At 72.0% G+C, this 25,459-nt stretch carries 24 protein-coding genes and 1 pseudogene; 18 read left to right on the top strand and 7 right to left on the bottom strand.

Annotation, left to right across the window (positions count from 1 at the left end):
- The first annotated feature begins 19 nt into the window (after positions 1 to 19).
- The gene (locus tag ACZ6SA_RS22880; RefSeq protein ID WP_465830181.1) at positions 20 to 262 is read left to right on the top strand and encodes a hypothetical protein; all 243 of its coding nucleotides are present in this window, start codon (positions 20 to 22) and stop codon (positions 260 to 262) included.
- A gap of 13 nt (positions 263 to 275) precedes the next feature.
- Here the strand turns inward: ACZ6SA_RS22880 and lnt are convergent, their stop codons facing one another.
- Complete coding sequence (lnt, locus tag ACZ6SA_RS22885; RefSeq protein ID WP_465830183.1) at positions 276 to 1,820, bottom strand: apolipoprotein N-acyltransferase; 1,545 nt, start codon at positions 1,818 to 1,820, stop codon at positions 276 to 278.
- A 204-nt stretch (positions 1,821 to 2,024) separates the two neighbouring features.
- Between lnt and ACZ6SA_RS22890 the strand changes: the two genes are divergently transcribed.
- The gene (locus ACZ6SA_RS22890) at positions 2,025 to 3,161 is read left to right on the top strand and encodes an MFS transporter (protein ID WP_465830185.1); all 1,137 of its coding nucleotides are present in this window, start codon (positions 2,025 to 2,027) and stop codon (positions 3,159 to 3,161) included.
- 148 nt (positions 3,162 to 3,309) lie between these two features.
- Positions 3,310 to 3,648: a YciI family protein gene (locus tag ACZ6SA_RS22895; RefSeq protein WP_465830187.1), complete on the top strand. Its 339-nt coding sequence runs from the start codon at positions 3,310 to 3,312 to the stop codon at positions 3,646 to 3,648.
- A gap of 53 nt (positions 3,649 to 3,701) precedes the next feature.
- Here ACZ6SA_RS22895 and ACZ6SA_RS22900 read toward each other — a convergent pair whose 3' ends face one another.
- Positions 3,702 to 5,150, bottom strand: a complete 1,449-nt coding sequence (locus tag ACZ6SA_RS22900; protein ID WP_465830189.1) for an ankyrin repeat domain-containing protein — start codon at positions 5,148 to 5,150, stop codon at positions 3,702 to 3,704.
- Positions 5,151 to 5,475: 325 nt separating this feature from the next.
- Here ACZ6SA_RS22900 and ACZ6SA_RS22905 point away from each other — a divergent pair, with 325 nt between their 5' ends.
- On the top strand, positions 5,476 to 5,886 hold the full coding sequence (locus ACZ6SA_RS22905; RefSeq protein WP_347643435.1) for a DUF7144 family membrane protein: 411 nt from the start codon (positions 5,476 to 5,478) through the stop codon (positions 5,884 to 5,886).
- Between the two features lie 40 nt (positions 5,887 to 5,926).
- Here ACZ6SA_RS22905 and ACZ6SA_RS22910 read toward each other — a convergent pair whose 3' ends face one another.
- Complete coding sequence (locus ACZ6SA_RS22910) at positions 5,927 to 7,099, bottom strand: alpha/beta hydrolase family protein (protein ID WP_347643434.1); 1,173 nt, start codon at positions 7,097 to 7,099, stop codon at positions 5,927 to 5,929.
- Between the two features lie 54 nt (positions 7,100 to 7,153).
- On the bottom strand, positions 7,154 to 7,825 hold the full coding sequence (locus ACZ6SA_RS22915; protein WP_465830192.1) for a TetR/AcrR family transcriptional regulator C-terminal domain-containing protein: 672 nt from the start codon (positions 7,823 to 7,825) through the stop codon (positions 7,154 to 7,156).
- Between the two features lie 82 nt (positions 7,826 to 7,907).
- On the opposite strand from ACZ6SA_RS22915, the gene ACZ6SA_RS22920 reads away from it, so the two are divergent.
- Entirely contained in the window at positions 7,908 to 8,519 is a 612-nt protein-coding gene (locus tag ACZ6SA_RS22920) for an NADPH-dependent FMN reductase (protein WP_465830194.1), read from the top strand.
- Between the two features lie 49 nt (positions 8,520 to 8,568).
- On the opposite strand, the gene ACZ6SA_RS22925 is transcribed toward ACZ6SA_RS22920, so the two are convergent.
- A complete protein-coding gene (locus tag ACZ6SA_RS22925) occupies positions 8,569 to 11,358 on the bottom strand; it encodes an AfsR/SARP family transcriptional regulator (protein ID WP_465830196.1) in 2,790 nt (929 codons plus the stop codon).
- Between the two features lie 137 nt (positions 11,359 to 11,495).
- Positions 11,496 to 12,491, bottom strand: a complete 996-nt coding sequence (locus ACZ6SA_RS22930) for a hypothetical protein (RefSeq protein WP_347643430.1) — start codon at positions 12,489 to 12,491, stop codon at positions 11,496 to 11,498.
- Between the two features lie 201 nt (positions 12,492 to 12,692).
- Here ACZ6SA_RS22930 and ACZ6SA_RS22935 point away from each other — a divergent pair.
- From ACZ6SA_RS22935 to ACZ6SA_RS22950, 4 genes and pseudogenes are all read left to right on the top strand, one after another.
- A pseudogene (locus ACZ6SA_RS22935) lies at positions 12,693 to 13,049 on the top strand (SAM-dependent methyltransferase); the annotation flags it as partial.
- 1,437 nt (positions 13,050 to 14,486) lie between these two features.
- Positions 14,487 to 14,885, top strand: a complete 399-nt coding sequence (locus ACZ6SA_RS22940) for a GNAT family N-acetyltransferase (RefSeq protein WP_465830369.1) — start codon at positions 14,487 to 14,489, stop codon at positions 14,883 to 14,885.
- Between the two features lie 35 nt (positions 14,886 to 14,920).
- A complete protein-coding gene (locus tag ACZ6SA_RS22945; RefSeq protein ID WP_347643427.1) occupies positions 14,921 to 15,364 on the top strand; it encodes a MarR family winged helix-turn-helix transcriptional regulator in 444 nt (147 codons plus the stop codon).
- Complete coding sequence (locus tag ACZ6SA_RS22950) at positions 15,364 to 16,593, top strand: MFS transporter (RefSeq protein ID WP_465830199.1); 1,230 nt, start codon at positions 15,364 to 15,366, stop codon at positions 16,591 to 16,593. The genes ACZ6SA_RS22945 and ACZ6SA_RS22950 overlap by 1 nt, the downstream gene beginning before the upstream one ends.
- Before the next feature lie 27 nt (positions 16,594 to 16,620).
- Here the strand turns inward: ACZ6SA_RS22950 and ACZ6SA_RS22955 are convergent, their stop codons facing one another.
- Positions 16,621 to 17,658, bottom strand: a complete 1,038-nt coding sequence (locus tag ACZ6SA_RS22955; protein WP_465830201.1) for an endo-1,4-beta-xylanase — start codon at positions 17,656 to 17,658, stop codon at positions 16,621 to 16,623.
- A 355-nt stretch (positions 17,659 to 18,013) separates the two neighbouring features.
- Here ACZ6SA_RS22955 and ACZ6SA_RS22960 point away from each other — a divergent pair, with 355 nt between their 5' ends.
- From ACZ6SA_RS22960 to ACZ6SA_RS23000, 9 genes are all read left to right on the top strand, one after another.
- Positions 18,014 to 19,621: a sensor histidine kinase gene (locus tag ACZ6SA_RS22960; RefSeq protein ID WP_465830203.1), complete on the top strand. Its 1,608-nt coding sequence runs from the start codon at positions 18,014 to 18,016 to the stop codon at positions 19,619 to 19,621.
- A gap of 67 nt (positions 19,622 to 19,688) precedes the next feature.
- Positions 19,689 to 20,117 (top strand): roadblock/LC7 domain-containing protein, encoded by a 429-nt coding sequence (locus tag ACZ6SA_RS22965; RefSeq protein WP_347643423.1) that lies wholly within the window; start codon positions 19,689 to 19,691, stop codon positions 20,115 to 20,117.
- Positions 20,114 to 20,467, top strand: coding sequence for a DUF742 domain-containing protein (locus ACZ6SA_RS22970; RefSeq protein ID WP_465830206.1), 354 nt, complete (start codon positions 20,114 to 20,116; stop codon positions 20,465 to 20,467). Before ACZ6SA_RS22965 ends, ACZ6SA_RS22970 begins: the two co-directional genes overlap by 4 nt.
- Positions 20,448 to 21,047: a GTP-binding protein gene (locus ACZ6SA_RS22975; protein ID WP_347643421.1), complete on the top strand. Its 600-nt coding sequence runs from the start codon at positions 20,448 to 20,450 to the stop codon at positions 21,045 to 21,047. Before ACZ6SA_RS22970 ends, ACZ6SA_RS22975 begins: the two co-directional genes overlap by 20 nt.
- A complete protein-coding gene (locus tag ACZ6SA_RS22980) occupies positions 21,044 to 22,303 on the top strand; it encodes a cytochrome P450 (RefSeq protein ID WP_465830208.1) in 1,260 nt (419 codons plus the stop codon). Before ACZ6SA_RS22975 ends, ACZ6SA_RS22980 begins: the two co-directional genes overlap by 4 nt.
- A gap of 141 nt (positions 22,304 to 22,444) precedes the next feature.
- Positions 22,445 to 22,894 (top strand): RlpA-like double-psi beta-barrel domain-containing protein, encoded by a 450-nt coding sequence (locus ACZ6SA_RS22985; protein ID WP_347616316.1) that lies wholly within the window; start codon positions 22,445 to 22,447, stop codon positions 22,892 to 22,894.
- A gap of 10 nt (positions 22,895 to 22,904) precedes the next feature.
- On the top strand, positions 22,905 to 23,504 hold the full coding sequence (locus tag ACZ6SA_RS22990) for a cell wall protein (RefSeq protein ID WP_347643419.1): 600 nt from the start codon (positions 22,905 to 22,907) through the stop codon (positions 23,502 to 23,504).
- A gap of 10 nt (positions 23,505 to 23,514) precedes the next feature.
- Complete coding sequence (locus ACZ6SA_RS22995) at positions 23,515 to 24,282, top strand: MauE/DoxX family redox-associated membrane protein (protein WP_465830211.1); 768 nt, start codon at positions 23,515 to 23,517, stop codon at positions 24,280 to 24,282.
- Between the two features lie 70 nt (positions 24,283 to 24,352).
- The gene (locus ACZ6SA_RS23000; protein ID WP_465830213.1) at positions 24,353 to 25,288 is read left to right on the top strand and encodes a hypothetical protein; all 936 of its coding nucleotides are present in this window, start codon (positions 24,353 to 24,355) and stop codon (positions 25,286 to 25,288) included.
- Positions 25,289 to 25,459: the final 171 nt, after the last annotated feature.

The following is a 25,459-nucleotide window of genomic DNA, read 5'->3' on the forward strand; positions in this document are numbered from 1 at the left end:
GCGCTCCGAGCCGGCCGCCGTGCTGTCTGAAGCGGCGCAGCCGCCCATGGGCGAGATGGTGCAGCTCAGGAGCGGGTTCCAGCTCAGGGTGGAGGTCGCCTACGCGGCCGGGTACACCGGCGGCGGCACGATGCGGCTGAACCCGATGGAGATCCTGGAGGCCCGCTGGTGCGCCCCCGACGACCTGCCGGAGGGCCTGCTGGAGTCGCACCCGGCGGCTGATCGAAGCGTCACGCCCGTAGGGGAGGCGGCGACTCACTGATCGCGCCGCGCCGTCACCGCGTACGCCTGTCGCCGTCCCCGCCGAGGGTGTCCCTCCTCCGAAGGGCCCGCCGGGCGGCGAGCCCGACGCCGCTCGCGGCCAGGATCCCGGCGGCCATGACGGGCACCCAGTCCCCCAGCCGGACGTACGGCGTGACCTCCATGGACAGCGGCACGTCGATCACGAAGGCACCTTGGTACCCGGGGCCGTACCAGGCCAGCGGCCTGCCCCGGGCGTCGAACGCGGCCGAGGTCCCGCCGGCTTCCACGAGCACGGCAGGACGGCCGGACTCGACCGCGCGCACGGCTTCGAGGCCGGCCTGCTGCGCGTGCGCCCAGCTGCCGTGGAACGTCGTGAGCGAGCCCTGCACGAGGGTGAGGTCCACGCCCATGACGGCCAGCCGGCGCCGCATGTCGGGAAAGGCGGACTCGTAGGAGATGAGCGGGCCGACCCGGTGACCTGCGACGTCCAGGACGGTGAGCCCGCCGCCGGTGGACCGGTCCTCCGCGGCCGCGTCGGTGTGATCGGCCAGCCAGCCGAGCAACGGCCGCAGCGGGATGTACTCGCCGAACGGCACCAGTCGCTGCTTGACGTAGGTGTTCACGACGCCATCCGCGGTGTACTGGTACGTCGTCTTGGCGATCTGCCCGGATGAGCCCCTGGCGTCCACGTTGACCAGCAGATCGCTGCCCACCTCGGCGGCGGCCATCCGCAGCCGGCGATCCACGTCGGGCCGCCGCGCCGGATCGAACGCCACGCTGCTCTGCCCCCAGACGACGACGTCGTGATCGCGGCCTGCGAGCTCGCGGGTCAGCCGCAGGTTCTCGGCCAGGCGCCGGGCCGAGCCGGGCACGTCGCCTGTCTGCACACCGGCCACGCGCATGGTGCCCGTCACGGCGGGCTCCGGCCGTACGAGCCCGTAGCCGACGGCGAGCACGGCCAGCGCTACGGCGGCCCCCGCGCCCACCAGCCGGGTTCGCTGCCCGGCGCCGGGCAGCACGGCGGCGGCGAGCCCGGCGTTGACGGCGACCAGCACGAAGCTCAGCAGCCACACGCCGCCGAGCGCGGCCGGCGCGAGGACGGGCGGCACGCGCCACTGGCTCGAACCGAGCACCCCCCACGCACCGGCCAGATGTTCCCACGAGCGCAGGACCTCGACGACGACCCAGGTAGAGGGCAACACCAGCAGCGCCGCGACGACCCGGGCCACGGAGACCCGGCGGAGCAGCCCGTACGCGACAAGCCCGAACGGCACCCAGGACAGGCCCGCGATCCCCAGCACGAGCGGCGCGAACACCCCCAGGGAGTGGAGCACCCAGTGGTGCAGGACCGCGAAGAAGCCCACGGCCGCGAACCAGCCGCGCCATGCCGCTTCGGCGTACGATCCCGCCCTCGCGGCGAGCACGACGAGCGGAGCCAGCCCGGCCCACGCCCACCACCAGGCGCCGACGGCGGGAAACGCCGGCGCCAGGCAGGCCCCCGCCGCCAGGGCGAGGACACGCCCGCGCAGGCGGACCGCCCGGGTGGCCCTCGCTGGAGGGGTGGACGTGGCCCGCACAGGCGCCCCCTACCCGCCGGCCGGATCGGCTCACCACCTGGCCGGCGGGCGTTGGAGCCCGCGGAGCCCGCGGGATAGGGTGCTGTCGGGTGGTTCGTGCCACTCCACACCCCGAGGATCCTCGTCGAGGCGTCGCCCACCCGGGCTTGAGGATCGGGCCGGCTCGCCGGTCGCGCCTCCCGACTTGTGGGAGGTGCGTGCCCGTTGAGCGTTCGTACGATCGTCACCGTGGTGGCGGCAGGCACGGCGGCCAGCATGGCCTTGGGGGAGTTCGTCCCGTTCTTGGCCTCGGTGGGCGCGGAATTCGACCTGTCGCTCACTGCCACGGGCCTGCTGTCGTCAGCCATCACGCTGGTCGCCGGGCTCACCTGCCTGCCGCTGGGGTTATGGGTGGATCGGCATCGGCTGCGCGGGATCTTCGTGGCCGGTCTGGTGGCTCTGGGCGTGGCGGGGCTGGCAGCACCGCTCGCCGGAGGCGCGGCGGCGCTGTTCGCGCTGCGCGCGATCCAGGCGGCCGGCTACGCCCTCGTGGTGATCACGGGGCCGAGCCTGCTGGCTCGCCTGCTGGAGGGCAGGTCACGGGAGACGGCCCTGGCACTGTGGGGGGTGTGCATCCCGTCCGGGCTCGCGCTGGCCGGCGCCGGCGGCGGTCTGGTCACCGGCTGGCGCGCCGAGGTCTCGGGCGTGGGCGCGATCACTTTGATGGTGGCCGCGCTGGCCGGGACGTTGCCGCGCGACGACCGGCGCGGCCGGGAGAACGGCCGGGCCTGCTCGCGTCGCGGACCCGGCGCGACGTGGCCGGTAGCCGCCCTGGCGGCCGGGTTCGCGCTGATCGCCTCGGTCGGGGTGAGCGTGGTGACCGTGCTCCCGGCGTACCTGGCGGCCGAGCGGAGCGTGCCCGGATCACAGGCGAGCCCGCTGGCCGGGCTGGTCTCGGCGGCCAGCGTTCTGGGCAGCCTCGCGGCCGGAGCGGCGCTGCGCGCCCGGATCCGGCCGGGCCGGCTGATCACCGCGGCCCTGCTCGTGATCCCCTTGACCGCCGGCGTCTTCACGCAGGCTCCGGTGGCGGTGGCGACCGTATGCGCGGCAGGGGTGCTGGCGGTCAACGGGCTGGCCGTCTCGGCGGTGTTCGCGGCGCTTCCCGCGGTGGCCGGCGACCGCATCGCGTGGAGCGTCGGAGCGGTGACGCAGTCGGGCAGCCTGGGCACGCTGCTCGGAGCGCCGGCGTACCTGTGGGTCGCCGAGACGGGCGGATGGAGCTCGGTGACGGTGCTGACGGCGGCGATCGTGACCGGCGGGGTCTGTTGCGCCACGGCGGCCCTCAGCGGCCGGCTGCGGTAGCCCGTACCTCTTCGTCTTCCGCCGTCGAGGTGTCGTGTGGGCGCGCGTTCCGATCGTCTTGTTGAGTGGAGGGCACACGCCGGGCTCGGGCCGGAGTTCGAGGACGCGGTATCGCCCTGACCCGCCCGACGGATGGAGGAGGACACGCGTGAAGTACGTGCTGATGTTCGTGGAGACCGAGGAGTTCGCCAAGGAGCTGGAGGAGATGGGCGAGAAGGAGCGGGATGCCGCCTTCCAGGCGGTGGGCCGCTGGTTCGCCGAGCACGCCGGAAAGATCACCCACCACACCCACCTGGCGCCGGTGCACACCGCGACCACGGTGCGGCTCGGCCCCGGGGAGCCGGTGGTCACGGACGGGCCGTTCGTGGAGGGCAAGGAAGTGGTCAGCGGATTCGCCGAGGTCGAGGTGGCCGACCTGGACGAGGCGCTGGAGCTGGTCCGCTCGTGGCCGGCCTGCCCGCTCGTGGAGATCCGCCCGATCTCGTGAGCGGGGACTCGCCCGCGGCCGCGCGGTCCTCGTCCGGGAGCCCGGCACGCAGGTCACTCGTGCTGCTCCGCGCTCCGCAGGTACGCCGCCACGCGGAGCCTGCCGCCGTACTCGGCCCAGCCGAGCGGGGTCGAGTCGTGCTCGGCGTCCCTGATCGTGAGGTCGGCCCCGAGCTCGACGAGCGTCCTCGCGGTCTCCACGTCGTCGTTCCAGGCCGCCGCGTGCAGCGGGGTGGCACGATGCAGGTGGTTCACGTCGAAGCCGAGTCCGGCCAGCAGCCGTACCACCGCGGGCCTGCGCAGCTCGGCCGCCCTGGTGATCAGGTCGGGAGTGCGGGCGAGCGCCCGGGCCAGTGGCGCCGGTCCTGACGCGGCCACCGCGCCGGCGTCGGCACGCATGCAGGCGGCGGTGAACGCGTCCGCCTCGTCCAGCACGGTCGACGCGCCCGCCGCGGCGAGGAGCTCCGCGACCTCGGTGTGCCCGTGCAGCACGGCCAGCTCGTACGGTGTGCGCCCGCCGAACGCGGGATGCCCGCCGAGGCCGTCCGCCTCCGCGCCGTGCGCGAGGAGCAGCCGGGTCCGGCGCGGGCCGCCCCGCAGCGCGGCGGCGGCGAGTTCGTCGCGCACCAGCTGCTGCGGCGATCGCAGCGCCGGGCCCAGCCGGACCTGCCACGGCCCGCCCTCCCCGCGCCCGAGACCGAACTCCAGCAGCAGCTCGAGGTGGGCGGTGTCGTCGGAGAAGGAGCCGCCGAGCCCTCTGTTGTAGAGGGCCTGGCCGTCGTTGGGGTCGGCGCCCGCCTCCAGGAGCAGCCTGGCCAGCTCCGGACCCCGCGGGTGCGGCGGCTGGTCTCCCTCCCCGCCGCCGAACGCGCCGGTGAGCGCCGTGAACGGGGAGGCCAGCCCGTCCCACAGGAAGCCGGCGTTCGGGTCGGCGCCGTGGTCGAGGAGGAGCCGGGCCGCCTCCACGGGCCGGCCGGGCGGGTCGAGGCGGGCGTAGGCCAGGTACAGCAGCGGCTCCCACCCGAACGGTCCGCCCTGCGCGCGGGCCAGGCCGGGGTCCGCGGCCAGCGCGCCGGCCAGGGCACCGGCCGAGCCGGTGGCCGCCATCGTGAAGACGTTCGCGGTGGACGGCCACGGGTGCCGGGCGAGCAGCCGGCCGGCCCCACCGGTCCTGCCCCGGTCGCCCTGGCCGTAGGTGAGGCAGGCGAGCCGCAGGAACTCCTCCTGCGGGTCCTCGCGCGGCGCGACACGGTGCGGCGAGCGGGTGTAGCGCTCGACGGTGCCGATGTGCTCCTTCAGCCGGGGCCAGCTCGCGAAGCCGTACATGCGGGCGGTGACGAGCTGCGCGTCGGACAGCCTGGGCGTCCGCGGGGGCCGGGGATGGAACTCGGCGACGAGCCCGCGCGCCTCGGGAGCGCCCGCCCTCATCTGCTGGAGGAGGGTCTTGGCCTGCTTGCGGAGCCGTTGGATGCGGGGGTTGTCGGGCAGGCGGTGGATGGGCACGATGGCCTCCTTTCCGTCTGGCCTGGTGTCCGCATGGTCAGGCCGGAAAAGAGGTCGGGCCGGGGTCGTTCGGTGACCGTCAGGTGGGCTTGGCCCTTTCCGCGGACCGGTGGCGTCCTGAGCGCGCACCGTCCAGCGTACGTTGCCTCGGGGACTCGCGCAGGTCCGCGACCGGCGCGATGCCTGTTTCTTCAAGACAAGGGAAATTTGCCCCCAATCCTGTCCCCCCACCTGCCGCTACGTCCCTTTATGTCGTGATTGCCCGGTCGGCGAGGGAAGCAACGTCACCATCCACGAAGCCAGGAGCTCAGAGGGAGGGTTCTCGATGACCTACCACCCTGCGCGGCAGGTGACCGGCTGGGTCGGCTGGATCTGGTTCGGCGGCATGATGATGGTCCTGGCCGGGCTGTTCAACATCATCACCGGTCTGGCCGCCGTCCTCGCCAACCGGATCTACGTACAGACGCCCAACCGGCTGCTGCTCTTCGACGTCACCACCTGGGGCTGGCTCCATCTCTTCCTGGGCGTGCTCGTCCTGGCCACGGGCATCGCCGTCACCGCCGGCCAGAGCTGGGCCCGAGTGGTCGGCGTCATCCTGGTGATGCTGAACGCCCTCACCCAACTGACCTGGATCGCCGTCAACCCCTGGTGGTCGCTGGCCGTCATCGCGGTCGACGTGCTCGTGCTGTACGCGCTCATCGTCCACGGCAGCGAAGCCAAGGCCGACCGACCGTGAGGATGCGGTCAGGCGGAGCCCCTCGCCCGGCACGGGCGAATCACTGAGGTGAACGGTTGTGGAAGGTGACCTCCGGGTTGGCGGTGGACGGGCCGTCCAGCAGCGGCCGGTGTTCGCCGCGCAGATGCCGGTCGAAGAAGGCGCCCACGTACGCCGTCGTGATCTCGCCCGAGCGCTTGCCCGGCAGCGGCGCTGAGGGGTCGGTCATCCCGACCTGGCCGCCCAGGACGGGCAGGTCGATGAAGGTGAAGTGGCCGGAGCCGGCCACGGTCAGCCAGCGTTTCCAGCCGTCCAGGCGCCGCCAGTCCCGAGGCCAGCTCGTGTCGTCGCCGGCCGGCGAGTGGGCCTCGGTGCCGAGCATGAGGAACGGCCGTCCACCGAGTCCGGCCTTCGGCACCGGCGCGAAGAACGTGCCGTCCATGTTCGCCCCGGCGCGGACGCGGCGGTCCCGGGCCATGACGCTCGCCGCGGCGTTGCCGCCGAGCGAGTGGCCCGCGGCGCCGATCCGCCGCGGGTCGATCATCTTCGATCGTTTCCAGGCCGTACGGGTCAGCTCGTCGACGACGAAGGAGAGGTCCGCCGCCCGGCCGGCGGCGGCCCTGGCGAGCAGCTTCTTGCTCGCCGCGTCGGAGGGCGCGCTCTCCACCTTCTCGCACGCGACGCAGGTGAGCATGCGACCGCCGGGAAAGCTGGTGCCGTACGACTCGTAGGCGTGGTCCACGAGCGCGACGACGTACCCCTTCGATGCGAGCTCCTCGGCGAGCGTGGTCAGGGTGGCGCGGTTGAGCGTGAAGCCCGGCGAGAGCACCACCAGGGGGTGGCGGCCGCCGGCGGGGGCGGCGCCGGCGCGGGCGTTCGTACGGACCCCTGCGAGCAGTTCCGCCTCGAAGCGGGTGTCGAGCTTCTGGCCCTTGAGCAGGAGACGGGCCTCGCCGGTGGTCATGTAAGGGGCGGCGCCCCCGCCGCCGCGGGCCGGGTAGTACACCGACACCATCAGCTCCCGCGCGCCAGCCTCGGGCTGCCACGGATCGCGACGCTCGCGGTCGACGAGGTGCAGGACGTCGCGGCCGACCTTGTGGCGCCCGGTGGGGGCGGGGATGGCGATGCGGGTCGGGGAACCGTCCGCGGCGGCCGCAGCGGCGGGCGGCGGCGCCGACAGCGGCAGGGTCAGGGTGAGCACGGCGGCCGCGGAGACGCGGATGGCACTGATCATGCGTAGCAGCGTAGGAACTGCGGCACCGTGCCCGGCATGCCCGAAAGACCAGCCTCACCCCTGACTTTCGTCAGGGATGAGGCGGTCAGCGCCGTAGCCGTACAGGAAGACGTGGACGCCGGAGGCGATCACCTGGTCGGCCTCCCGCCGGCTGGGGGCGGGAGCGTGGTGCGGCGCACCGGCGGCTGAGATGAGCAACATGAGCTGGACGGCCGCACGCTCGGGGTCGTCCGCGTGGAGCAGGCCCCCCGCCGTCCACTGCCGCAGGTGCTCGGCGAGCCGGCGCAGGACGCGCCGGGGACCGATCTCCTGCCAGGCGTCGATGGCGGCCTGGGGGATGTGCCCGGCCTCGGCGTTGACCTGGCGGACGAGCGCGAAGTGCTCCGCGTGCTCGGTGGCCATCGGGGCGGTGAGGGCTCGGCCGAACTCCACGAGGTCGGCCTCCAGATCGGTGATCTTGTGCAGGTGCCGGTCGATGATGGCGATCTGGGCGTCGGCCGCCCGGCCCGCGCTCTCCTTGATGACCGTCTGGAAGAGCTCGGCCTTGTCGGCGAAGTGGTTGTAGATCGTTCGCGTGGACACCCCGGCCGCCGCGGCGATCGCGTCGATGCCGGCACGGGTGTAGCCGTCGCGGGCGAACACGGTCAGAGCGCCCGCGAGGATGGCCCTGCGCTTGTCGGCCAGCCCTCCAAGGGGGCGACGTCTCGCCCTGTTGTCGCTGGTCATTTCACCTCAGTTACAGTCAGCGTTTTACTTGTTGCCATACACGTTGTACTTTACCTGCATCAGGCACCGACAGGAGAGACCCATGATCAGAATTGGCATCATCGTCGGCAGCACCCGCCCGCACCGCAGGACGGCCGTCGCGGCCCAGTGGGTCGCCGAGGTCGCCGCGCGGCACGCCGCCGTCGCGGCGGGACAGGCCTCCTTCGACGTCGTCGATCTGGCCGAGCACGGGCTGCCCCTGCTGGACGAGCCCGTGCCCGCGATGTTCGGCGACTATCGCCACCCGCACACCCGGCGCTGGGCGCGGACCATCGCGTCCCTGGACGGATTCGTCTTCGTCACGCCGGAGTACAACCGCGGCATGCCCGCCGCGCTGAAGAACGCGATCGACTACCTGTTCGCCGAATGGAGCAACAAGGCGGCCGGGTTCGTCAGCCACGGCGTGCACGGCGGCACCCGCGCCGTGGAGCAGCTGCGGCTGTCCATGACCGAGCTCCAGGTCGCCAACGTCCGCACCCAGGTCGCGCTGTCGGCGTTCACCGACTTCGAGCTCACCGGCCCCACCGACCCCGGCGTGATCACCCCCGGCCCGCACCAGGAGGAGACCCTCGTCGAGCTGCTCGACGAGGTCATCAGCTGGTCACGGGCGCTCAGGCCGCTGCGCGCGGACGCCCCGCAGGAGGCGCTCCGCTGACGCCGGGCGATCAAAGGAGCGGTACACCTCCGGAGCGGCCGCGTCCTGGTCACCGCCCGGGCGCCAGGTCGCGCCCGAGCCGGGCGAGGGCCTTGCCGGCATCAGGGTGGTTGAGCTGGACGAGGATGTCGCGGGCCTCCCGCCAGGCGCGCAGGCTCTCGCCGGTCTCACCGCCGGCCTGGTGGGCGTCGCCGAGCAGGAGCAACGTCTCGGCCTGACCGTACTGGTCGCCGAGGTGTCTGAGCAGGTCGATGGCGCGGGTGAAGCAGACGACGGCCTGCTGGTGCGAGCCGAGGTGGTGGTGGGCGAAGCCCAGGCTGTCCCAGGTGGCCGCCTGGCCGCGCCGATCGCCCGACTCCTCGTGCATCCACAGCGCCCGGCCGCAGTGCCTGAGGGCTCTGTCGTAGTCGCCCAGCAGGCCGTGGAGCCAGCCGACGGCGTTGAGCGCCCGAGCCTGCCAGGCCGGCAGCCCGGCCTCGGTGTAGAGCTCCATGGCTCGCTCCGCGTGGACGAGCGCCTCCGCGTACCGGCCCTGCCGTTCGAGCACGCCGCACAGGTTGCCGTGGACGTGCGCCCGGTTGCGCTCGTCGCCGAGGGCTTCGTACAGGTCGAGGGCCGACCGCAGGTGGGTGTGAGCGTCGTCGTGGCGGTCGAGGCGGCGGAAGGCCCAGCCGAGGCGGCGGCGGGCGTGCGCCTGCGCCGCCCGGTCGCCGAGGCGCCGGGCCGCCTCGAGGCCGGTGGTCTGGACGGCGACCTGGTCGTGCAGGTGCGAGTGCAGATCCAGGTAGTCGTAGAGCGCCATGGCCAGCCGCCACGCCTGCGCGTCCAGCCCCGACCGCGCCGCGTCCTCGACGGCGGCGAGCAGCGCCGCGTGCTCCACGGCGAACCACGCCAGCGCCTCCCGCTGGTCGCGGTGCTCTTCGGCGACGACACCGGCCGGCGGCTCGTCCAGGGGGATGTCCTGGTGCGGGTCGAGCAGCCGGCCGGCCTGCTCCGCGGTGTGGATGTAGTGGTCGTTGAGGCGGCGCCGGGCTGCGCCCCGCTCCTCGGGCGGATCGTGGAGGCCGGCCAGCTCTCCGGCGTACGCGCGCATCAGGTCGTGGAAGGCGTACCGGCCGGGGGCGTCCTCGGTGACGAGGTGCGCGCCCGCCAGCCTCTCCAGCAACGAGCGGGCATCGCGCAGGGGGATGCCGGCCAGGCTCGCCGCCGCGGCGACGCCGATGCGCGGCCCGCGGTGCGTCGCCAGCGCTCGGAACATGCGCGCCGGCTCGTCGCCGAGGATCCGGTACGACCACGAGAACACGGCCCTGACCCGGGTCGCCGGGTCCCCGGCGTCGAGCGCGTCCAGCACCCCGGGAGCCTCACGCAGGTCGTCCGCGATGGCGGCCAGCGGGACGCCGGGCCGCACGGCAGCGCGGGCGGCGGCGATCGCCAGGGCCAGCGGCAGCCGGCCGCATCTCGCGATGAGCTCGTCCACGGTGTCCGGCTCGGCGGCGACCCGCGTGTCCCCCAGCTGGCGGGCGAGCAGTTCCCTGGCCTCGCCGCTCGTCGGCAGGTCCAGCGGCAGCGAGACGGCGCCTTCCTTGGCGACCAGGGCGGGCAGCCGGTCGCGGCTGGTCACCACCACGACGCAGCCGGGAGAGCCCGGAAGCAGCGGGCGCACCTGGCCGGCGTCGCGGGCGTTGTCAAGGACGATCAGCATCCGGCGGCCGGCCAGCAGGCTGCGGTAGAGCGCCGTCTGCGCGTCCAGGCCGGACGGCACGCCCTGCGGCGGCACCCCGAGCGCGAACAGGAACCCGCGGACCGCCTCCTCCGGCGCCACCATCGACCCGCCGGGATCGAATCCCCGCAGGTTCACGTACAGGTGCCCGCCCGGGAAACGGTCGCGGACACGGTGCGCCCAGTGCGTCACCAGCACGGTCTTGCCGACGCCCGCGCTACCTGACACGACGGCCATCGCCACCGCCGTCGGCTGGAGCGCGGCGTGATCCAGCAGGCCGTCGAGCCGGGAGAGCTCGCCGCCCCTGCCGACGAAACCGAAGGCGTCCATGGGCAGCTGGGACGCGGCGACGGGCGGGGGCGGCCGCTCCGGGAGCGGGCCGGGCTCGGCGGCCCGCAGGATGCGTTCGTACAGGGTCTGGAGCTCCTTTCCCGGATCGAGGCCCAGCTCGTCCCGCAGCTTCTCCCGCGCCCGGTGGTAGGCGTCGAGCGCGTCGGCCGCGCGGCCGGCGGCGGTCATGGCCCGCATCAGCGACGCCACCAGCGACTCGCGCAGCGGATGGCGCTCGACCAGGGCGGTCAGCTCGGCGGTGACCTCGTGGTGGCGGCCGGCGGCCAGCTCGAGCTTCGCCCACTCCTCCCAGGCCGCCAGCCGCTTCTCCTGGAGGGTGCGCACGTCGCCGGCCAGCGCTGGGCAGTCCACGCCGCCCAGCGGATCGCCCCGCCACAGGGCGAGCGCCTGCCTGAGCACGGCGGCCGCGTGCGCGGGCTCGGCGTCGCGCGCGGACGCGACGAGCTCCTCGAACTCCGTCGCGTCCAGCCGGCCGGCGCCGGACCGTAGCTGGTAGCCGCCGCGTACGGTGGTGATGACGTCGCCACCCGCCCCGGCGGCGGCCAGGGCCCGCCGTAGTTTCGACACCAGGTCCTGGATCTGGCGGCGGGCCGAGGCGGGCGGCTCCTCCCACACGACCTCGATGAGGCGGTCGACCGTCACCGCGTGGCCGGCGCTCAGCAGCAGGGCCGCGAGCGCCCTTTCCTGGCGAGGCCCGTGCAGGGGGATCTTGCGCCCGCCGGCCCGCATGTCCAGCGGGCCGAGGACGCCGAACCATAGATCAGCCACCGATTGCCACCCCGCGAAAAGTTCACATCACGCGAAGTTCGATGTTACCGGCCGACAGCGCACCGAGTCAGGACTTCTGTCTACACGACCGCTCGGGAGTGCGCGCCCCAGCACCGCGCGGGCGGCACCCCCCGGGGTCAGCCTGACGGCACGAGGCGGCCTTCGGCGCGCCGCCCGAGCAGGGCCAGCAGCAGCGCCATGAGCACGGCGCAGCCGACCAGGCCCACGCGATCGAAGGTGGTCGTGGCCATGACGGCGGCGCCGAACAGGGTGTGGGACACCAGCGCCCCTCCGGCCAGCCAGACCCGGTGCGCGTCCGTCCAGCCCGCGCCGGACCAGCGGTGGAGCAGCACGACGGCGGCGACGGCGACGGCGGCGGCCAGGATCATCGCCACGACCGCCCACCAGCCCCTGCCACCGACCGCCGGGACGATCGGGATGAGCAGGCCGAGGAAGGCGGCGGTGGCGAGCGCGGCCAGCAGGCCCACGACGGCGGGCTTCGGCGCGCTCGCGCCGGCCGGGGGCGCCGGCGTACGGCCGGGAAGCACCTTCAGGGCGAGTACGGACAGCACCACGCCCGCCACGGCGAACGCGGCCAGCGCAGGCAGCGGCGCCTGGTAGCCCGGATCCATGACCGGCGGGATGAGCACCCGCAACACGGCCACACCGAGGAGCGCGACGACGCCGACGCCGACCAGCCCACCCCGCCGCAGGTAGGGGCGGTCGCGGTGGGCCGGGTGCAGGAGATCCGTGAGCATGATCGGGATCATCACGCTGAACACGGCGTGGTAGCCGATCTGCGACTCCCAGTAGGTCGTGTTGAGGCCGAACACGCGCGGCCCCCACTCGGCGGCGTGATAGAGGGTGGGGCTGGTCAGTGCCTGCAGCCCGATGCCGTCCTCGGCGAGCTCGTACACCAGGGCGAGGACGAGCAGGCTCGGCCAGCCGCCGCCGGTGCGGCGCACCGCCTCCCTGATCAGCAGCACGCCCGCGCCGTACATCGGCACCAGGAGCGGCAGCAGCCAGATCATGCTCAGCGGAAGCGCGCCGAACGTCATCTCCGCGCAGATCGGCGCCAGCGCGACCAGTGTCCACGCGGCTCTCTTGCGCCCCTTCGTTCCCGTTCCTGTCATGACACGGCTCCCGCCCTCGACTTTTACTTGGCGGGGTAAAAAGTAACTCAGCCAAGTAAAATTGGCAACGTGGCGGTGCGGTCGGCAGGGACGTGGAGGCATCGGCGGGGCGAGAAAGACACCAGCCCGGACATATGCCGATAACGGCCGCTCCCGTACGATGATCAGTCCAGCCCCAGGTCGATGAAGGCGTGAGATTCCATGCGTGACGGCGATCAGGCCACAGGATGGGACGAGGCCGGAGACGGCGTGGTCCCGCCGGGCATCGACCCCACCCAGCCCAGCATCGCCCGCGTGTACGACTATTTCCTCGGCGGCAAGGACAACTTCGCCGTCGACCGCGCCGTCGCCGAGGAGGCCCTGCGGATCGCCCCCGACGCCCGCGAGGCGGGGCGGGCCAACCGGGCCTTCCTGCGCCGCGCCGTGGAGCACATGGTCACGGAGGCCGGCATCCGGCAGTTCCTGGACATCGGCTCAGGGCTGCCCACGCAGGGCAACGTGCACGAGATCGCGCAGGCGAAGGCGCCGGAGGCCCGCGTGGCCTACGTCGACAACGACCATTTCAAGTCTGGTTGTGCACACAAAAGTGTCCGCCTGGAGCGGCACGGTATGACACACATGGGCGATTGACCCCCTGCAAAGGAAACCCCGGCGCAGCCCTCCTTGGCGCTCTCGCGAACGCAGACAGGGGAACTGTGCCGGGGGCTGACGCGACGGTGCGGGACGCAGTGGCACAGGTGTGAGCGAGCGCCAGTCAACCGCACCGTCGCGCGTCGAGAGAGGGATCAGCAGGGCTCTCTAGGGCTGATCCTGCGGATACTCCACTTTGAGAATGTCGGCCTCCAACTCGCGCGCGAACGCCCCATCGCGCCGCTGTCCCGGGTGCTTCATGTACCAGAGCCGATGAGCCCTGCCCGACCAGCAGGTTTCATCGGCATCAATCGGAGTTCCGTATGTGACCGATTTGTCTTGAATCTTGTCCGATTCTGCAGTAGATGGCGAGCATACCCCTTGAGACCATGGAACTGGGCGACAGAGAGGCGTTTAAGCCATCGCCAAAGGGAATTCTTGGCGACAAAAGGAAAATGGGTTTCGGATAACACCATTGAGAAAGTAGGTAAAGAAATTGCCGAAGAGTACTCGCGTTCGGCTGGCCGTCACCGCCCCAGCATTTGGAGTGCTATTGGCGATGTTCTCGCTCGGCACAGGGGCATCCGCATTAGCTTCCGAAGCCGGCGCCATGGCGCGCCCCACCGGTTGCAGCTATGAAGTTCGTAAAACCTGGGGGTCGACCGCCCGTTGCAGTAGCGCCAACGGCGGCTCCTACCGAGCTGCCGTCATATGCAAGGACCCGGAGAACGGGAGAGTGCAGGACTTCTATGGCGGATGGAGGCAGACGGGAGATTCCTACGCGTACTGCCAGGGAAACTACCGGGCCTCTTCCGCAGGCATCGAGACCTCCGTCTCCAACAAGTCCTGAGAACGGCCAGATCGATCGAGAAAGGATCACAGAAATGATTAAGATATTCACGACACTGGTCGCCACCACGGCGATTGCGGTCCTCGGGCTCCAAGGGGCGGCCACTGCGGCACCTGCGTCCCGCGTGGGCTCTGTGCCCGCCTCGGAAGACGTGTCCACCATGGGCTGGCCGACAGGGTGCTACAACGGCAGGTACCTGTCTGACGGCTGGGAGGCTCAATGCAGTAACAGCAACGGCGGACACTACAAAGCGGTCATAAATTGTTCGCCTTTGAACGGTGGCCCCGACATCGTTCGCGAGGCGCCAGTTTGGAGGAGCAAGGCGAAGTCCATCGTCTTCTGTCCGACGATGACTCTTCGCCTGACCGGCGGCATCCTCCAAAGGTCTTACTAAACAGAAACTGGCCTACTGGACCGTAGCCCGGTTACGGGTGACGTGATGTAGAGCAGGTCCTGATCCCGGAAGAACGCCGTGGAACGAGGACGGATCCGGCGTCGCGGACTTCGCCCGGCGCCTGGCCACCGACACCGAACGTCCTGGGTTCGTCGCGGTGCTGGCCGGACAGGACGGCAGGCCGTTGGGCTTCGGCACGGCGTGGCCCACCCGCAGCCCCTTCCCCACCGGCCGCGCGTACGACAGGGTGCGCGGCGAGCTCGGCGAACAGGCCGTACGGCTCCTGGTCGGCGCTCTGGAGGTCGACGAGCTGGCGGTCGCCCCGCACGCACGCGGACGAGGGCTGGCCGGCCAGATCCTCGACCTGCTGTGCGAGGGCGCGCAGCGGAGCTGGCTGCTGACCTCGCCCCAGGCCTCCGGCGCGATCAGGGTGTACGAACGACTCGGCTGGGAGCGCCTGACCGGCCCGGAGGCGAAGGTGGCGGTGTTCACGAGAGGATGGCAAGCCGAATCTATATAAGCAGATGATATAAAAGGCTTATGGATTCCGCACCCATGAGCCATCTTGAGCTGGCCGCCGGGCTCGGCCGGGTCAGGACGATGATGCGCCTGATCGACGTGCCCAGAGACCTGTCGATCACCGCGCTGTCCACGCTGGCCAACCTCGAACGCCTGGGCGCCCGCCGCCTCACCGAGCTGGCCACGCTCGAAGGCGTCACCCAGCCCGCCATGACCCAGCTCGTCTCCCGGCTGGAGCGCGAGTCGCTGGCCGAGCGGCGGGCCGACCCCGCGGACGGGCGGGTCGTGGTCGTCGCCATCACCGAGCACGGACGGGCCGAGCTGGCCAGGCGGCGGGGCACGCAGGCCAAGCGGCTGGCCGAGTTGCTCGCCGAGCTCTCGGAAGCCGACCGCGCCGCCATCGCCGCCGCCCTGCCCGCCCTCGAACGGCTCACCGCCCGCGCCCTCGGCGCCACGCCGCCGGACCAGGGAGCGGCCTGATGACGCGGGCCGACGCGGCGGGCAGCCCGTTCCGCCAGCCCAGGGCCGTGTGGGCGGTGGCGTTCGCGTGCGTCATCTCCTTCATGGGCATCGGGCTCGTCGACCCGATCCTGCCCGCGATCTCCGCCGACCTGAACGCCTCGCCGAGCCAGGTGACGCTGCTGTTCACGAGCTACCTCGTGGTGATGGCGGTCGCCATGCTGGTCACCGGCTGGGTGTCCAGCCGCATCGGCGCCAAGTGGACACTGATCGCCGGGCTCGTGCTGATCGTCGTCTTCAGCGCGCTCGCCGGCAGCTCGGGAAGCATCGGCGGCATCATCGGCTTCCGCGCCGGCTGGGGCCTGGGCAACGCGCTGTTCGTGGCGACCTCGCTGGCCGTCATCGTGGCCGCCGCCAGCGGCGGCTTCTCCGGCGCGATCATCCTGTACGAAGCCGCGCTCGGCCTGGGCATCGCGGTCGGCCCGCTGCTCGGCGGCGCGCTCGGCCACATCAGCTGGCGTGGCCCGTTCTACGGCGTCGCCGTGCTGATGGCGGTCGCGCTGGTCGCAACCATCCTGCTGGTACGCCCCCAGCCCAGACCACCTCGCAAGACCTCGCTGCTCGATCCGATCAGGGCCCTGCGCCACCGCGGCCTGCTGATCATGAGCCTGACGGCGCTCTGCTACAACTGGGGCTTCTTCACCGTGCTCGGCTACGCCCCCTTCCCGATGGAGCTGGACGCCATCCACCTCGGGCTCGTCTTCACCGGCTGGGGCCTGATGGTGGCGATCTTCTCGGTGGCCGGCGCGCCCTGGTTGCAGCGGAAACTCGGCCTGGCCCGCACGCTCTACGGCAACCTCGCGCTGTTCGCGCTGGTCGTCTTCGTCATCGCCGCCTTCACCGACAGCCCGCCCGTCCTGATCACCGCGGTGATCGTCGCGGGCGTGTTCATCGGCGTCAACAACACGCTGACCACCCAGGCCGTGATGATGGTCGCGCCCGTGGAGCGGCCGGTGGCCTCGGCGGCGTACGGGTTCGTGCGCTTCATCGGCGGCGGGCTGGCGCCGTTCGCGGCCGGCAAGCTCGCCGAGCACTTCAACGTGCACGTGCCGTTCCTCATCGGCGGCTGCGCGATCCTGCTCGGCATCGCCATCCTCGCCACCGGTCACCGCGAGCTGGCGCGCGCCGAGCGCAACCAGGCCGAGGCCGACACCCACGCGGGCGAACCGGCCGGAGCCACCACGAGTTGAGATCGACGGGCTCCGGCACGGCTCAGGTCATCGCGCCCGCACTCCGAGCAGCGCCCGGTAGGCGGGCTTCGGCGCCAGGTTCTCGTCGAGCAGGCACGCCGCGCCCTCGCCGTCGAACCAGCCCGGCACCCACGAGTGGCGGTCGGTGAAGCCCCAGACGGTGAACTCCTTGCAGGCCTCGACGCTCAGGCAGTCGGTGAGCGCCCGGCGGTAGTAGTCGGCCTGGGTGGCCAGCTTCTCGGGGGTCACGGGCAGCACCATGCGCACGTCCAGCTCGGTGACCGCGATCTCCAGGCCCAGGTCGGCGAAGCGGCGCATGACGTTCGCCCAGTCGCCCGGGTAGTCGTACTGGATGCCGAGGTGTCCCTGGAAGCCGACGCCGTGGATGGGCACGCCGCGCGCCTGGAGGTCCTTGACCAGCGAGAGCGTGGTCTCGATCTTGGGGGTGTTCCATTCGATGTTGTAGTCGTTGATGAACAGCTTGGCGTGCGGGTCGGCGCGGTGGGCCCAGCGGAAGGCGTCGGCGATGTAGCCGGGGCCGAGGTTCGTCAGCCAGATGTTCTGCCGCAGGCTGCCGTCCTCCTCCGCCACCTCGTTGACGACGTCCCACGCCCTGATCTTGCCCTTGTAGCGGCGGACCTGGGTGGTGATGTGGTCGCGCAGGATCCGCTTCAGCTCGGCCGGGGTGATCGAGCCGTCGGCGACGCCCTCGGTCAGCCAGGCCGGGAGCTGGTTGTGCCAGACGAGGGTGTGGCCGCGTACGCGCTGGCGGTTGCGGTGGGCGTTGTGGACGAGGGCGTCCGCGTCGGCCCAGGTGTACGCGCCGCGCTCCGGCTCGACGGACTCCCACTTCATCGCGTTCTCGGCGGTGACGTGGTTGAACTGGTGGTTGAGCACCTTGCGGTAGTCGGCCTCGTCGCGCAGGGCGGCGATGTCGACGGCGGTGCCGATCCTGATGCCGTGCTGGTGGGCCAGCTCCCGCAGGTCACGCGGCTGGCGCGGGCCGGCGTACGCGGGAGCGGGCAGGGCGAGCATGAGCGCCAGGGCGATGATGAGGGGCTTCACCGGCGACCTCCGATGCGAAGCGTGCGGGGGCGACCGCGTTTCCGAAATTTTCTGACATACGTCGATAATTTCTGCGGTCGCGGGAAACGTAAGCGCTCCGCAGCCCTTCGTCAACACCCTGGTCCACGCCGGGACACCGCACCTTTCACCCCATACGGCGAAATGTTGATCTTTGCGGTGATACTGATGAGGCGCGAGGTTAGAGCGTTGCTGTCTGTTCTTAATGGTGCACCGATGCTACGGTTTGTCCCCAGCTTGCTACGCGATCAGTCGCGAGGCGGCAACACAGCGTTCCCCCCGCGGGAACGCCTGGTTAGACACGCTCGCCTGGCCGTCACGGCCTTGAGGACCACCGATGTCAGCACTTGCCTCTTCCCCCGCTCCGCGAACGTTCACCCCGCGGCACCGCGCCGCCCTCGCGTTACTCGGGGGACTGGTCGTCACGGTGCCGGCCTGGCTCTGGGTGCTCTCGTTGGCCCCTTCCGGCGCCACCGGACTTGTGGCGGCCGTCGGCGGAGTGGCGGCGGCCCTGCTGTCCTGCGCCGCCGCCGCGCTCGCTCACCAGCAGGCGGCCACCCGCGCGCTCCGCGAGCAGGCGGACCGGGACGGCCGGCGGGTCGCCCTGCTGGAGCGGGAGGCCCTGCGGCTGGCCGAGAAGACCCTGCCGGAGCTCGGCGGCCAGGTACGCGAGGGCGTGCCCACGGTCGACGCGCTCGCCAAGGTGACGCAACCGTCCGACGACCTGCTCCAGCGGCTGGTCAAGGCCGCCGGCCACGAACTCGACCTGCTCGCCCGCGAGGCCGCCGCCGCCCGGGCGGCGGGCGCGTCGCTGGAGGCCGAGGTCGTCAGGCTGGCCGACGAGGCGCTGCCCGAGCTGGTCAAACGCGTCCAGTCGGGCCACCAGCCGGTGGACGACGCCCTGAAGGAGGTGCGCCAGCCGGTGCACGGCCCGCTGCGCGGGCTGCTGAGCGAGGCGGCGCGGCAGATCGGCGAGGGCGAGCGCAAGGGCACGGCGGCGATGCGTGCCTGCGCCGGCGCCGCCGCCCGCGTCCAGGCCCAGGCGACCAGCCTGCTGGCCCGGCTGCGCGAACTGGAGGAGCGGTACGGCGACCAGGAGGACGTCTTCGCCGACCTGCTCGACCTGGACCACCGGGTCTCCCAGACGGGCCGGCTGGCCGACAACATCGCCCTGCTGAGCGGCGGCCGTTCCGGACGCAGGTGGACCAGGCCGATCACGATGGAGAGCGTGCTGCGCGGCGCCATGGGCCGCATCGGCGCCTACCGGCGCGTCCGGCTCCACTCGACCAGCACGGTCGCGGTCGCCGGGTACGCCGCCGAGGGCGTGATGCACGCGCTGGCCGAGCTGATGGACAACGCGGCCGCCTTCTCCGCCCACGGCACCGAGGTCCACGTCTACGTCGAGGAAGAGGACAACGGCGTCGTGGTCACCATCGAGGACAGCGGCCTCGGCATGCGCTCCCGGGAGCGGCACCGCGCGGCCAAGCTGGTGTCCGAGCCGCTCGACCTGCGGATGTTGTCGGGCACCAGGCTGGGCCTGGCCGTGGTGGGCCGCCTGGTCGACAAGTATGGACTGATGGTCAGCTTCCGGCCCTCGGCCAGAGGCGGCACCGGCGTCGTGGTGCTGATCCCGCGCCGCCTGATCACCCGGCCGCGCCCGGACGACGAGCCGCCCGCCGTGGCCACCGCGCCCGCCGTGCCCGCTGCGCCCGCCGTGCCCGCTGCGCCCGCCGTGCCCGCCCCCGCGCCGCCGGCGCCCGATCCGGAGGAGGAGACCCAGGGGCCGCTGCCCAAGCGGCGCCGCGGCCAGACCCTCGCCGAGGCGACCAGGGACAGGCCCGCCCCGGCCGCCGAGCGCGTACGCGACGGCGGCGACCCGGCCGCCAGGGTCGCCGCGTTCCGCCAGGCCGGCGGGCGCGGGCCCGCCGCGAGCCCCGACTCCTGACCGGCTTTTCGATTCACAGATAGGAGGCAGGGGCCGACGTGCGGGACGCGCGCCCCATTCTTTCCCGATGAACTCTACGGACGCCTTGACGACCACGGACAGCAGTCTCGACTGGCTGCTGGAGAACCTCAGGGAGAAGACCCCGGGCATCGCCCACGTGCTGGTCCTGACCAGGGACGGGCTCAAGCTCTGCCACACCTCCGGGCTCGACCGGGACCGTGCCGACCAGCTCTCCGCGCTGGCCTCCGGGATCCAGAGCCTGTCCGTGAGCGCGTCGGCCGAGTTCGGCACCGCCATCGGGTCCGGGCAGGCGATGGTGGAGTTCCCCGGCGGCCTGCTGCTGATCGTGCCCGCGGGCGCGGGCGCCCATCTGGCCGTGATCGCCGCGGAGGACGCCGACGTCGGCCTGGTCGGCCACAACATGAACGAGCTGGTCGAGCAGATCGGCACCTACCTCAGCGCGGCGCCGCGGCCGGCGGCCGGCGGTTCCAGATGAGGCAGCGGCCCGTCGACGACGAGGCTCCGGACCGGCTCTACATGGTCACCGGGGGACGCACCCGCGCCGACGAGAGCACCTTCGACTCGGTGTCGCTCATCGTCAGCGAGTGCGAGCCCGCCCCCGGCATGCAGTCGGAGCACGCGAAGATCCTCCGGCTGACGCGGCGGCCCACGGCGGTGGTGGAGCTCTCCGCGCAACTGCGGCTGCCGGTCAGCGTGGTGAAGATCCTGCTGTGCGATCTGCTGGACACGGGCCGGATCACCGTACGCCATCCGTCCGCGCTGCGGTCGGCCCGGCCGAGTCCTGAGCTGCTGAAGGAGGTGCTGGTTGCCCTCCAGAACTTCTGAGCGCGCACCGCTGCGCGCGACCGCGGCGGACGCGCTGAAGATCGTGATCGTGGGCGGCCTGGGAGTGGGCAAGACGACCATGGTCGGCGCGGTGAGCGAGATCCGCCCGCTCAGCACCGAGGAGGTCATGACCGAGGCGGGCGCCGGCATCGACGACACCCGCCGGGTGCGCGGCAAGACCACCACCACGGTGGCCTTCGACTTCGGCCGGATCACGCTGACGGAGAGCAAGGTGCTCTACCTGTTCGGGGCGCCCGGCCAGCAGCGCTTCTGGTACGTCTGGGACCAGCTCTTCTCGGGCAGCCTCGGCGCGGTCGTCCTGGTGGACACCCGCAGGCTGCAGGACTCGTGGTATTCCATCGACCGGCTCGAACACCACCGCATGCCCTTCGTCGTGGCCGTCAACCGGTTCACGGAAGGGCCGGGCGTGGACGCCGTACGCGATGCCCTGTCGCTGCCGCCCTCGGTGCCGCTCGTCGACTGCGACGCCCGGCTCCGGCACTCCTGCAAGGACGTGCTGGTCACGCTCCTGCGCCACCTCACCACCTGGTACGCCCCCGCCCAGGAGACCCTGTCATGACGGAGAAGGCCGCGCTGTCCGGCTATCCCGACCACGCCGACGCCGTGCCGCTCCACGGGCCGGCCCTCGACGAGGACCCGGACGAGCTCTACCGGCGGCTCCGGCGCGAGCACGGCACCGTGGTGCCGGTGCTGCTCGACGACGGCGTACCCGCGTGGTTCGTGATCGGCTACCGCGAGCTGCACCACGTGTTCGGCATGCCGCACCTGTTCGGCCGCGACTCCAGGCGCTGGAACGTGTGGGACCACGTGCCCCCTGACGGGCCCCTGACGGCGACCTTCCGCTGGCAGCCGACGGTGTTGTTCACCGAGGGCGCGGAGCGGCAGCGGCGTACGGGCGCGATCGGCGACGCCATGGACGGCGTCGACCGCACGGAGCTGGCCATGCTGGCGGAGCAGGTGTCCGACCAGCTGATCGACGGCTTCGCCGGCGACGGCAGGGCCGACCTGGTCACCCAGTACGCCAGACGGATCCCGGCCCAGGTCATCGCCCGGCTCATGGGGATGCCCGAGGCCGACATGGACGACGTGGTCACGAACGTCAATGTGGTGCTCGACGCCACCAGCGAGACCTACGCGGCCTACACCTGGCTCCGCGACAGGATGAGCACGCTCATGGCCGCCAAGCGGGAGGTTCCCGGCGACGACATCGCCTCGCGGCTGATCGCGCACCCGGCGGGGCTCGGCGACGAGGAGGCGGACATGGATCTCGGGGTGATGCTCGTCGTGGCCAACACCCCGACCGCGGGCTGGATCAGCAACACGCTCCGCCTCATGCTGGTCAACGACCGGTTCTCGATCACCTTGCAGGGCGGCCGCAGCAGCGCCGGGCAGGCCATGAACGAGGTGTTGTGGCGGGATCCGCCTCTGCGCAACGCGCCGGGACGCTGGGCGACCCAGGACTGCGAGCTGGGCGGGCGCCGCATCCGCAAGGGCGACCTGCTGGTGCTCGGCCTGGCCGCCGCCAACGCCGACCCGCAGGTGCAGCCGGCGGACGAGTCCGATCCCGGCGCGAACCGGGCCCACATGTCCTTCGGGCACGGCGAGTACAGCTGCCCCTATCCCGCGCCGGAGCTCGGCGAGGTCATCGCCGAGACCGCGGTCGAGGTGCTCCTCGACCGGCTGCCCGACGTGGATCTCGCGGTCCCGCCGGACGCGCTGCGCTGGCGGCGGTCGATGTGGATGCGGAACCTGGAGACGTTGCCGGTGCACTTCAGCCCGACCGCTCCCCGGCAGGGCTCCTGGGACGGGGTGTAACGCCGGAGGGGTCATACCGGGCGAATCCCGACTCAATTGGGATATTGACGAAAAATCCTTACATGGTACTCATAGATCGAGTCGGAAAGTTTCAGTACCTCCTCAAGGTTCGTCCGGAGCCCACCCCCTAGGAGGACGCGCATGGCGCGTAACCCGTCCACCGACCCTCCCGCCGACTTACTCGGCCCCGTCCAAGGCGAAGTCTCCTGGTTCTGCTGCGGAACCGCATGGGGACCGTGCAGCAGCACAGGAAAGGGCGCCTGCGGCACCTGCAACTCGGGAAGCCTGCAGCACGCCTGGCCGAACGCCTCCGACGCCTGCTGGTCGATCACCCGTCCCGACAGGTGCGGCGTCAGCCTCTCCCGCAGGACCTGCGGATTCCGGCACCGCACCACGTCCCTGTGCGGTGGCGCCAGCGTCGTCACCGCGATCGCCGACTGCGGCCCGCAGACCGACCTGTTCTGCGGCGAGCGCAGCTGCTGCGGCTCGACCTGCGCGAACAACCGGCTGATCGACCTCACCCCGGCGGCCTACAGCCGCATCGCCAGCCTGTCCACCGGCCTGCGGCCGTGCGAGATCGCGACCGGGTGAGGGGGCGACGATGAGAAGCAGAAGAGACCTGCTCAAGTCCGCCGTGCTCGGCGGCGGCGCCGGCGTGGTCGCCGCCACAGCGCTGGGCTCGCTCGGCCCCGAGGCCGCCTTCGCGACCACGTCAGGCCCCGACCTCGAACCCGGCGCCCCCGACCCCGACTTCGCCGAGGGCCGCATCCGTTCGATCAAGGACAACACGCTCCTCGTCCTGGGCTCGAACGCGGTGTTCCACCGCATCAGGGTCGTCGACGGCACGAGCCTGTGGAAGCTGGGCCCCGTACCGTTCGACCAGGCCAAGCCCGGTGACGGCCTTTACGCCCGCGGCGTGCGCATGCCGGACGGCGAGCTCGCCGCCGAATCGGTGTGGCTGAACATCGTCAACATCAAGGGCCACATCACGAACATCAAGGACCAGACCCTCCACCTCGACCACCACGGCAAGGAAGTGCTCTGCCACGTCGTGGCCGGGAAGTCGGTCGCCATCCGGTCCGACGCGCCGCCGTCCTCGGACCTGTCGATGCTGAAAGTGAGCCAGCACGTGCAGATCCTGGGCGCCTGGCGGCCGGACACGAACGAGGTCGACATCGCCACCGTCTTCTCCCCGCACTAGGAGCGTCCACATGCACGGGATCGCCGCGTCGCAGCCGTACGTGATCGCCCTCTTCCTGGTCTGGGCGGGCCTGATGAAACTGCTCAGCCGGCGGATGCGGGCAGGGGCGGGGCACACCGCCCTGGCCCGGCTGGTCGGCCCGGCGCGCGCGGTCCCCGCGTTCCGGCTCGTGGCGCTCGCAGAACTCGCGGTGGCCGCCGCGCTCCTGCTCCCACCCCTCCTTCCGCTGGAGGCCGCGGCCGCCGCGGCGCTCTGCGCCGGCTTCCTCGCGTACCTGGCCTACGCGCACGTCGCCGCGCCCACCGCGTCGTGCGGGTGCCTCGGCACCCACTCCCGCCCCGTGGACCTGCGCGCCTTCGCCCGCGCGGCGTTCCTGCTCGTCGCGAGCCTGCTCGCGCTCCCCGCCGACCCCGGCCCGCCGCTCGCGGCGCTCGCCCTCGCGGAGGTCGCCGTCCTGCTGGCCCTCTCGGCGGAGCTGGACCGCCACTGGCTCGTCCCCTCGCGGCGCCTCCTGGTACGGCTGCGCCGCCCCCTCGCCGCTCCCCCTCCGGCACAGGTCCCGCTGGCGACCTCGCTGCACCTGCTCTACCGCAGCCCCGCGTACTGCTCGGCCTCCGCGCAGCTCACCACGGACGTCCAGGACACCTGGGACGAGGACGGCCTGCGCTTCGTCGTCTACGGGGCACGCGAGCGGACGGCGGTCTTCGCCGTCCCCCTCACCGGCGACGACCCCTCGGCCGTCCGGGTCACCCTGGTCCGCGAGCCGACGGGCGTCTGACCGGAGGCCATCGGGCACGCATTGCCGGGGCAGGTGGTACAGAAGGGATGAATACCCCCACAATGGGGTGATGGGATTTCCTCCGCAGCCTCAGGAACCACAGCCCGGCTACGGTCCCCCGCCCGGCCAGGGCGGCTACGGGCCTCCTCCGAGCCAGGGCGGCTACGGATCTCCTCAGGGCGGCGACTACGACCCGCCGACGGTCCCGGCCTCGCCGTACGGCCCGCCCGGCTACTCCGGCCCGATCCCGTACGGTTCCCCGCCCGAGCAGCCCAACAAGGTGCTGATCGTCAGCGTGGTCGCGGCCGTGGCGGTGATCCTGCTGGCCGGCGGCGCGTACAGCGTGTACGCGTACACGGGTGCCCCGGACCCGGTCCCCACCGTCGCCCTGCAGACCCCTTCCCCGTCGCAGTCGGACGCTCCGTCGAGTTCGGCGTCCGGCGAGCCCACGTCCAGCCGTCCATCCGAGCCCAGCGCCGATCCCACGTCGGAACCCTCAGCACAGCCGAGCACCAACCCCGGCGAGCCGAACCGCCCCGAGCCCGGGGCGCCGATCACGCACGACGAGTTCCCCCACTGGAAGTTCCGCCTGGACGGCGTGAGCTTCACCGCCGACAAGACGGGCGGCTGGACGTACGACAGCTGCGACACGCTGGACGGGCAGGGCGAGCTGGCCAGGAACCAGTGCGAGCGCGCCGTCGAGCTCGCCTACTCGGCCTACTCGGGGCACCTCAAGGCGGTCCAGGTCATCATGTCGTTCCCGAACGAGGCTGCCGCCAAGACCGCCGCGACGCGCCTGGCCAAGCTGCCCGCCAAGGCCGTGAAGTGGCGCCGCGACCAGGTGCTCGACGACTTCGTCTACGGAAAGATCCGCTCAGGAGCGGTCGAGAAGTACGTCGTCGTCACGGCCGTCACCGCCGACAGGACGGCCCGTGCCAAGGCCACGAAGTTCCACCACTACCTCCAGGCGGACCACAAGAACTACTTCCTCTTCCGCGACCTGTGAGCCCCCGGGCCGAGCCGGTGGACGGCGGCGCACGGCGGCCGTCCTGAGCCCCGAGACCGCGGGTCCCGAGTCCCCCGAACCTCGGGGACACACACGATGCCCCCCGGTCAGCAGCGGCGGCGCACGCCGATAGCGTCTGCATCATGTTCGACTCCCACCAGGCCTCGGGGC

It is taken from the genome of Nonomuraea sp. NPDC049378 (genome assembly GCF_055586745.1).

Excerpts from the sequence above, each read along its gene's own strand:
- ACZ6SA_RS22905 (WP_347643435.1), top strand. The coding sequence starts at position 5,476 with ATGACCTACCACCCTGCGCGGCAGGTGACCGGCTGGGTCGGCTGGATC.
- ACZ6SA_RS22910 (WP_347643434.1), bottom strand. The coding sequence starts at position 7,099 with ATGATCAGTGCCATCCGCGTCTCCGCGGCCGCCGTGCTCACCCTGACC.
- ACZ6SA_RS22915 (WP_465830192.1), bottom strand. The coding sequence starts at position 7,825 with ATGACCAGCGACAACAGGGCGAGACGTCGCCCCCTTGGAGGGCTGGCC.
- ACZ6SA_RS22920 (WP_465830194.1), top strand. The coding sequence starts at position 7,908 with ATGATCAGAATTGGCATCATCGTCGGCAGCACCCGCCCGCACCGCAGG.
- ACZ6SA_RS22930 (WP_347643430.1), bottom strand. The coding sequence starts at position 12,491 with ATGACAGGAACGGGAACGAAGGGGCGCAAGAGAGCCGCGTGGACACTG.
- ACZ6SA_RS22945 (WP_347643427.1), top strand. The coding sequence starts at position 14,921 with ATGAGCCATCTTGAGCTGGCCGCCGGGCTCGGCCGGGTCAGGACGATG.
- ACZ6SA_RS22950 (WP_465830199.1), top strand. The coding sequence starts at position 15,364 with ATGACGCGGGCCGACGCGGCGGGCAGCCCGTTCCGCCAGCCCAGGGCC.
- ACZ6SA_RS22960 (WP_465830203.1), top strand. The coding sequence starts at position 18,014 with ATGTCAGCACTTGCCTCTTCCCCCGCTCCGCGAACGTTCACCCCGCGG.
- ACZ6SA_RS22965 (WP_347643423.1), top strand. The coding sequence starts at position 19,689 with ATGAACTCTACGGACGCCTTGACGACCACGGACAGCAGTCTCGACTGG.
- ACZ6SA_RS22970 (WP_465830206.1), top strand. The coding sequence starts at position 20,114 with ATGAGGCAGCGGCCCGTCGACGACGAGGCTCCGGACCGGCTCTACATG.
- ACZ6SA_RS22980 (WP_465830208.1), top strand. The coding sequence starts at position 21,044 with ATGACGGAGAAGGCCGCGCTGTCCGGCTATCCCGACCACGCCGACGCC.
- ACZ6SA_RS22985 (WP_347616316.1), top strand. The coding sequence starts at position 22,445 with ATGGCGCGTAACCCGTCCACCGACCCTCCCGCCGACTTACTCGGCCCC.
- ACZ6SA_RS22990 (WP_347643419.1), top strand. The coding sequence starts at position 22,905 with ATGAGAAGCAGAAGAGACCTGCTCAAGTCCGCCGTGCTCGGCGGCGGC.
- ACZ6SA_RS22995 (WP_465830211.1), top strand. The coding sequence starts at position 23,515 with ATGCACGGGATCGCCGCGTCGCAGCCGTACGTGATCGCCCTCTTCCTG.
- ACZ6SA_RS23000 (WP_465830213.1), top strand. The coding sequence starts at position 24,353 with ATGGGATTTCCTCCGCAGCCTCAGGAACCACAGCCCGGCTACGGTCCC.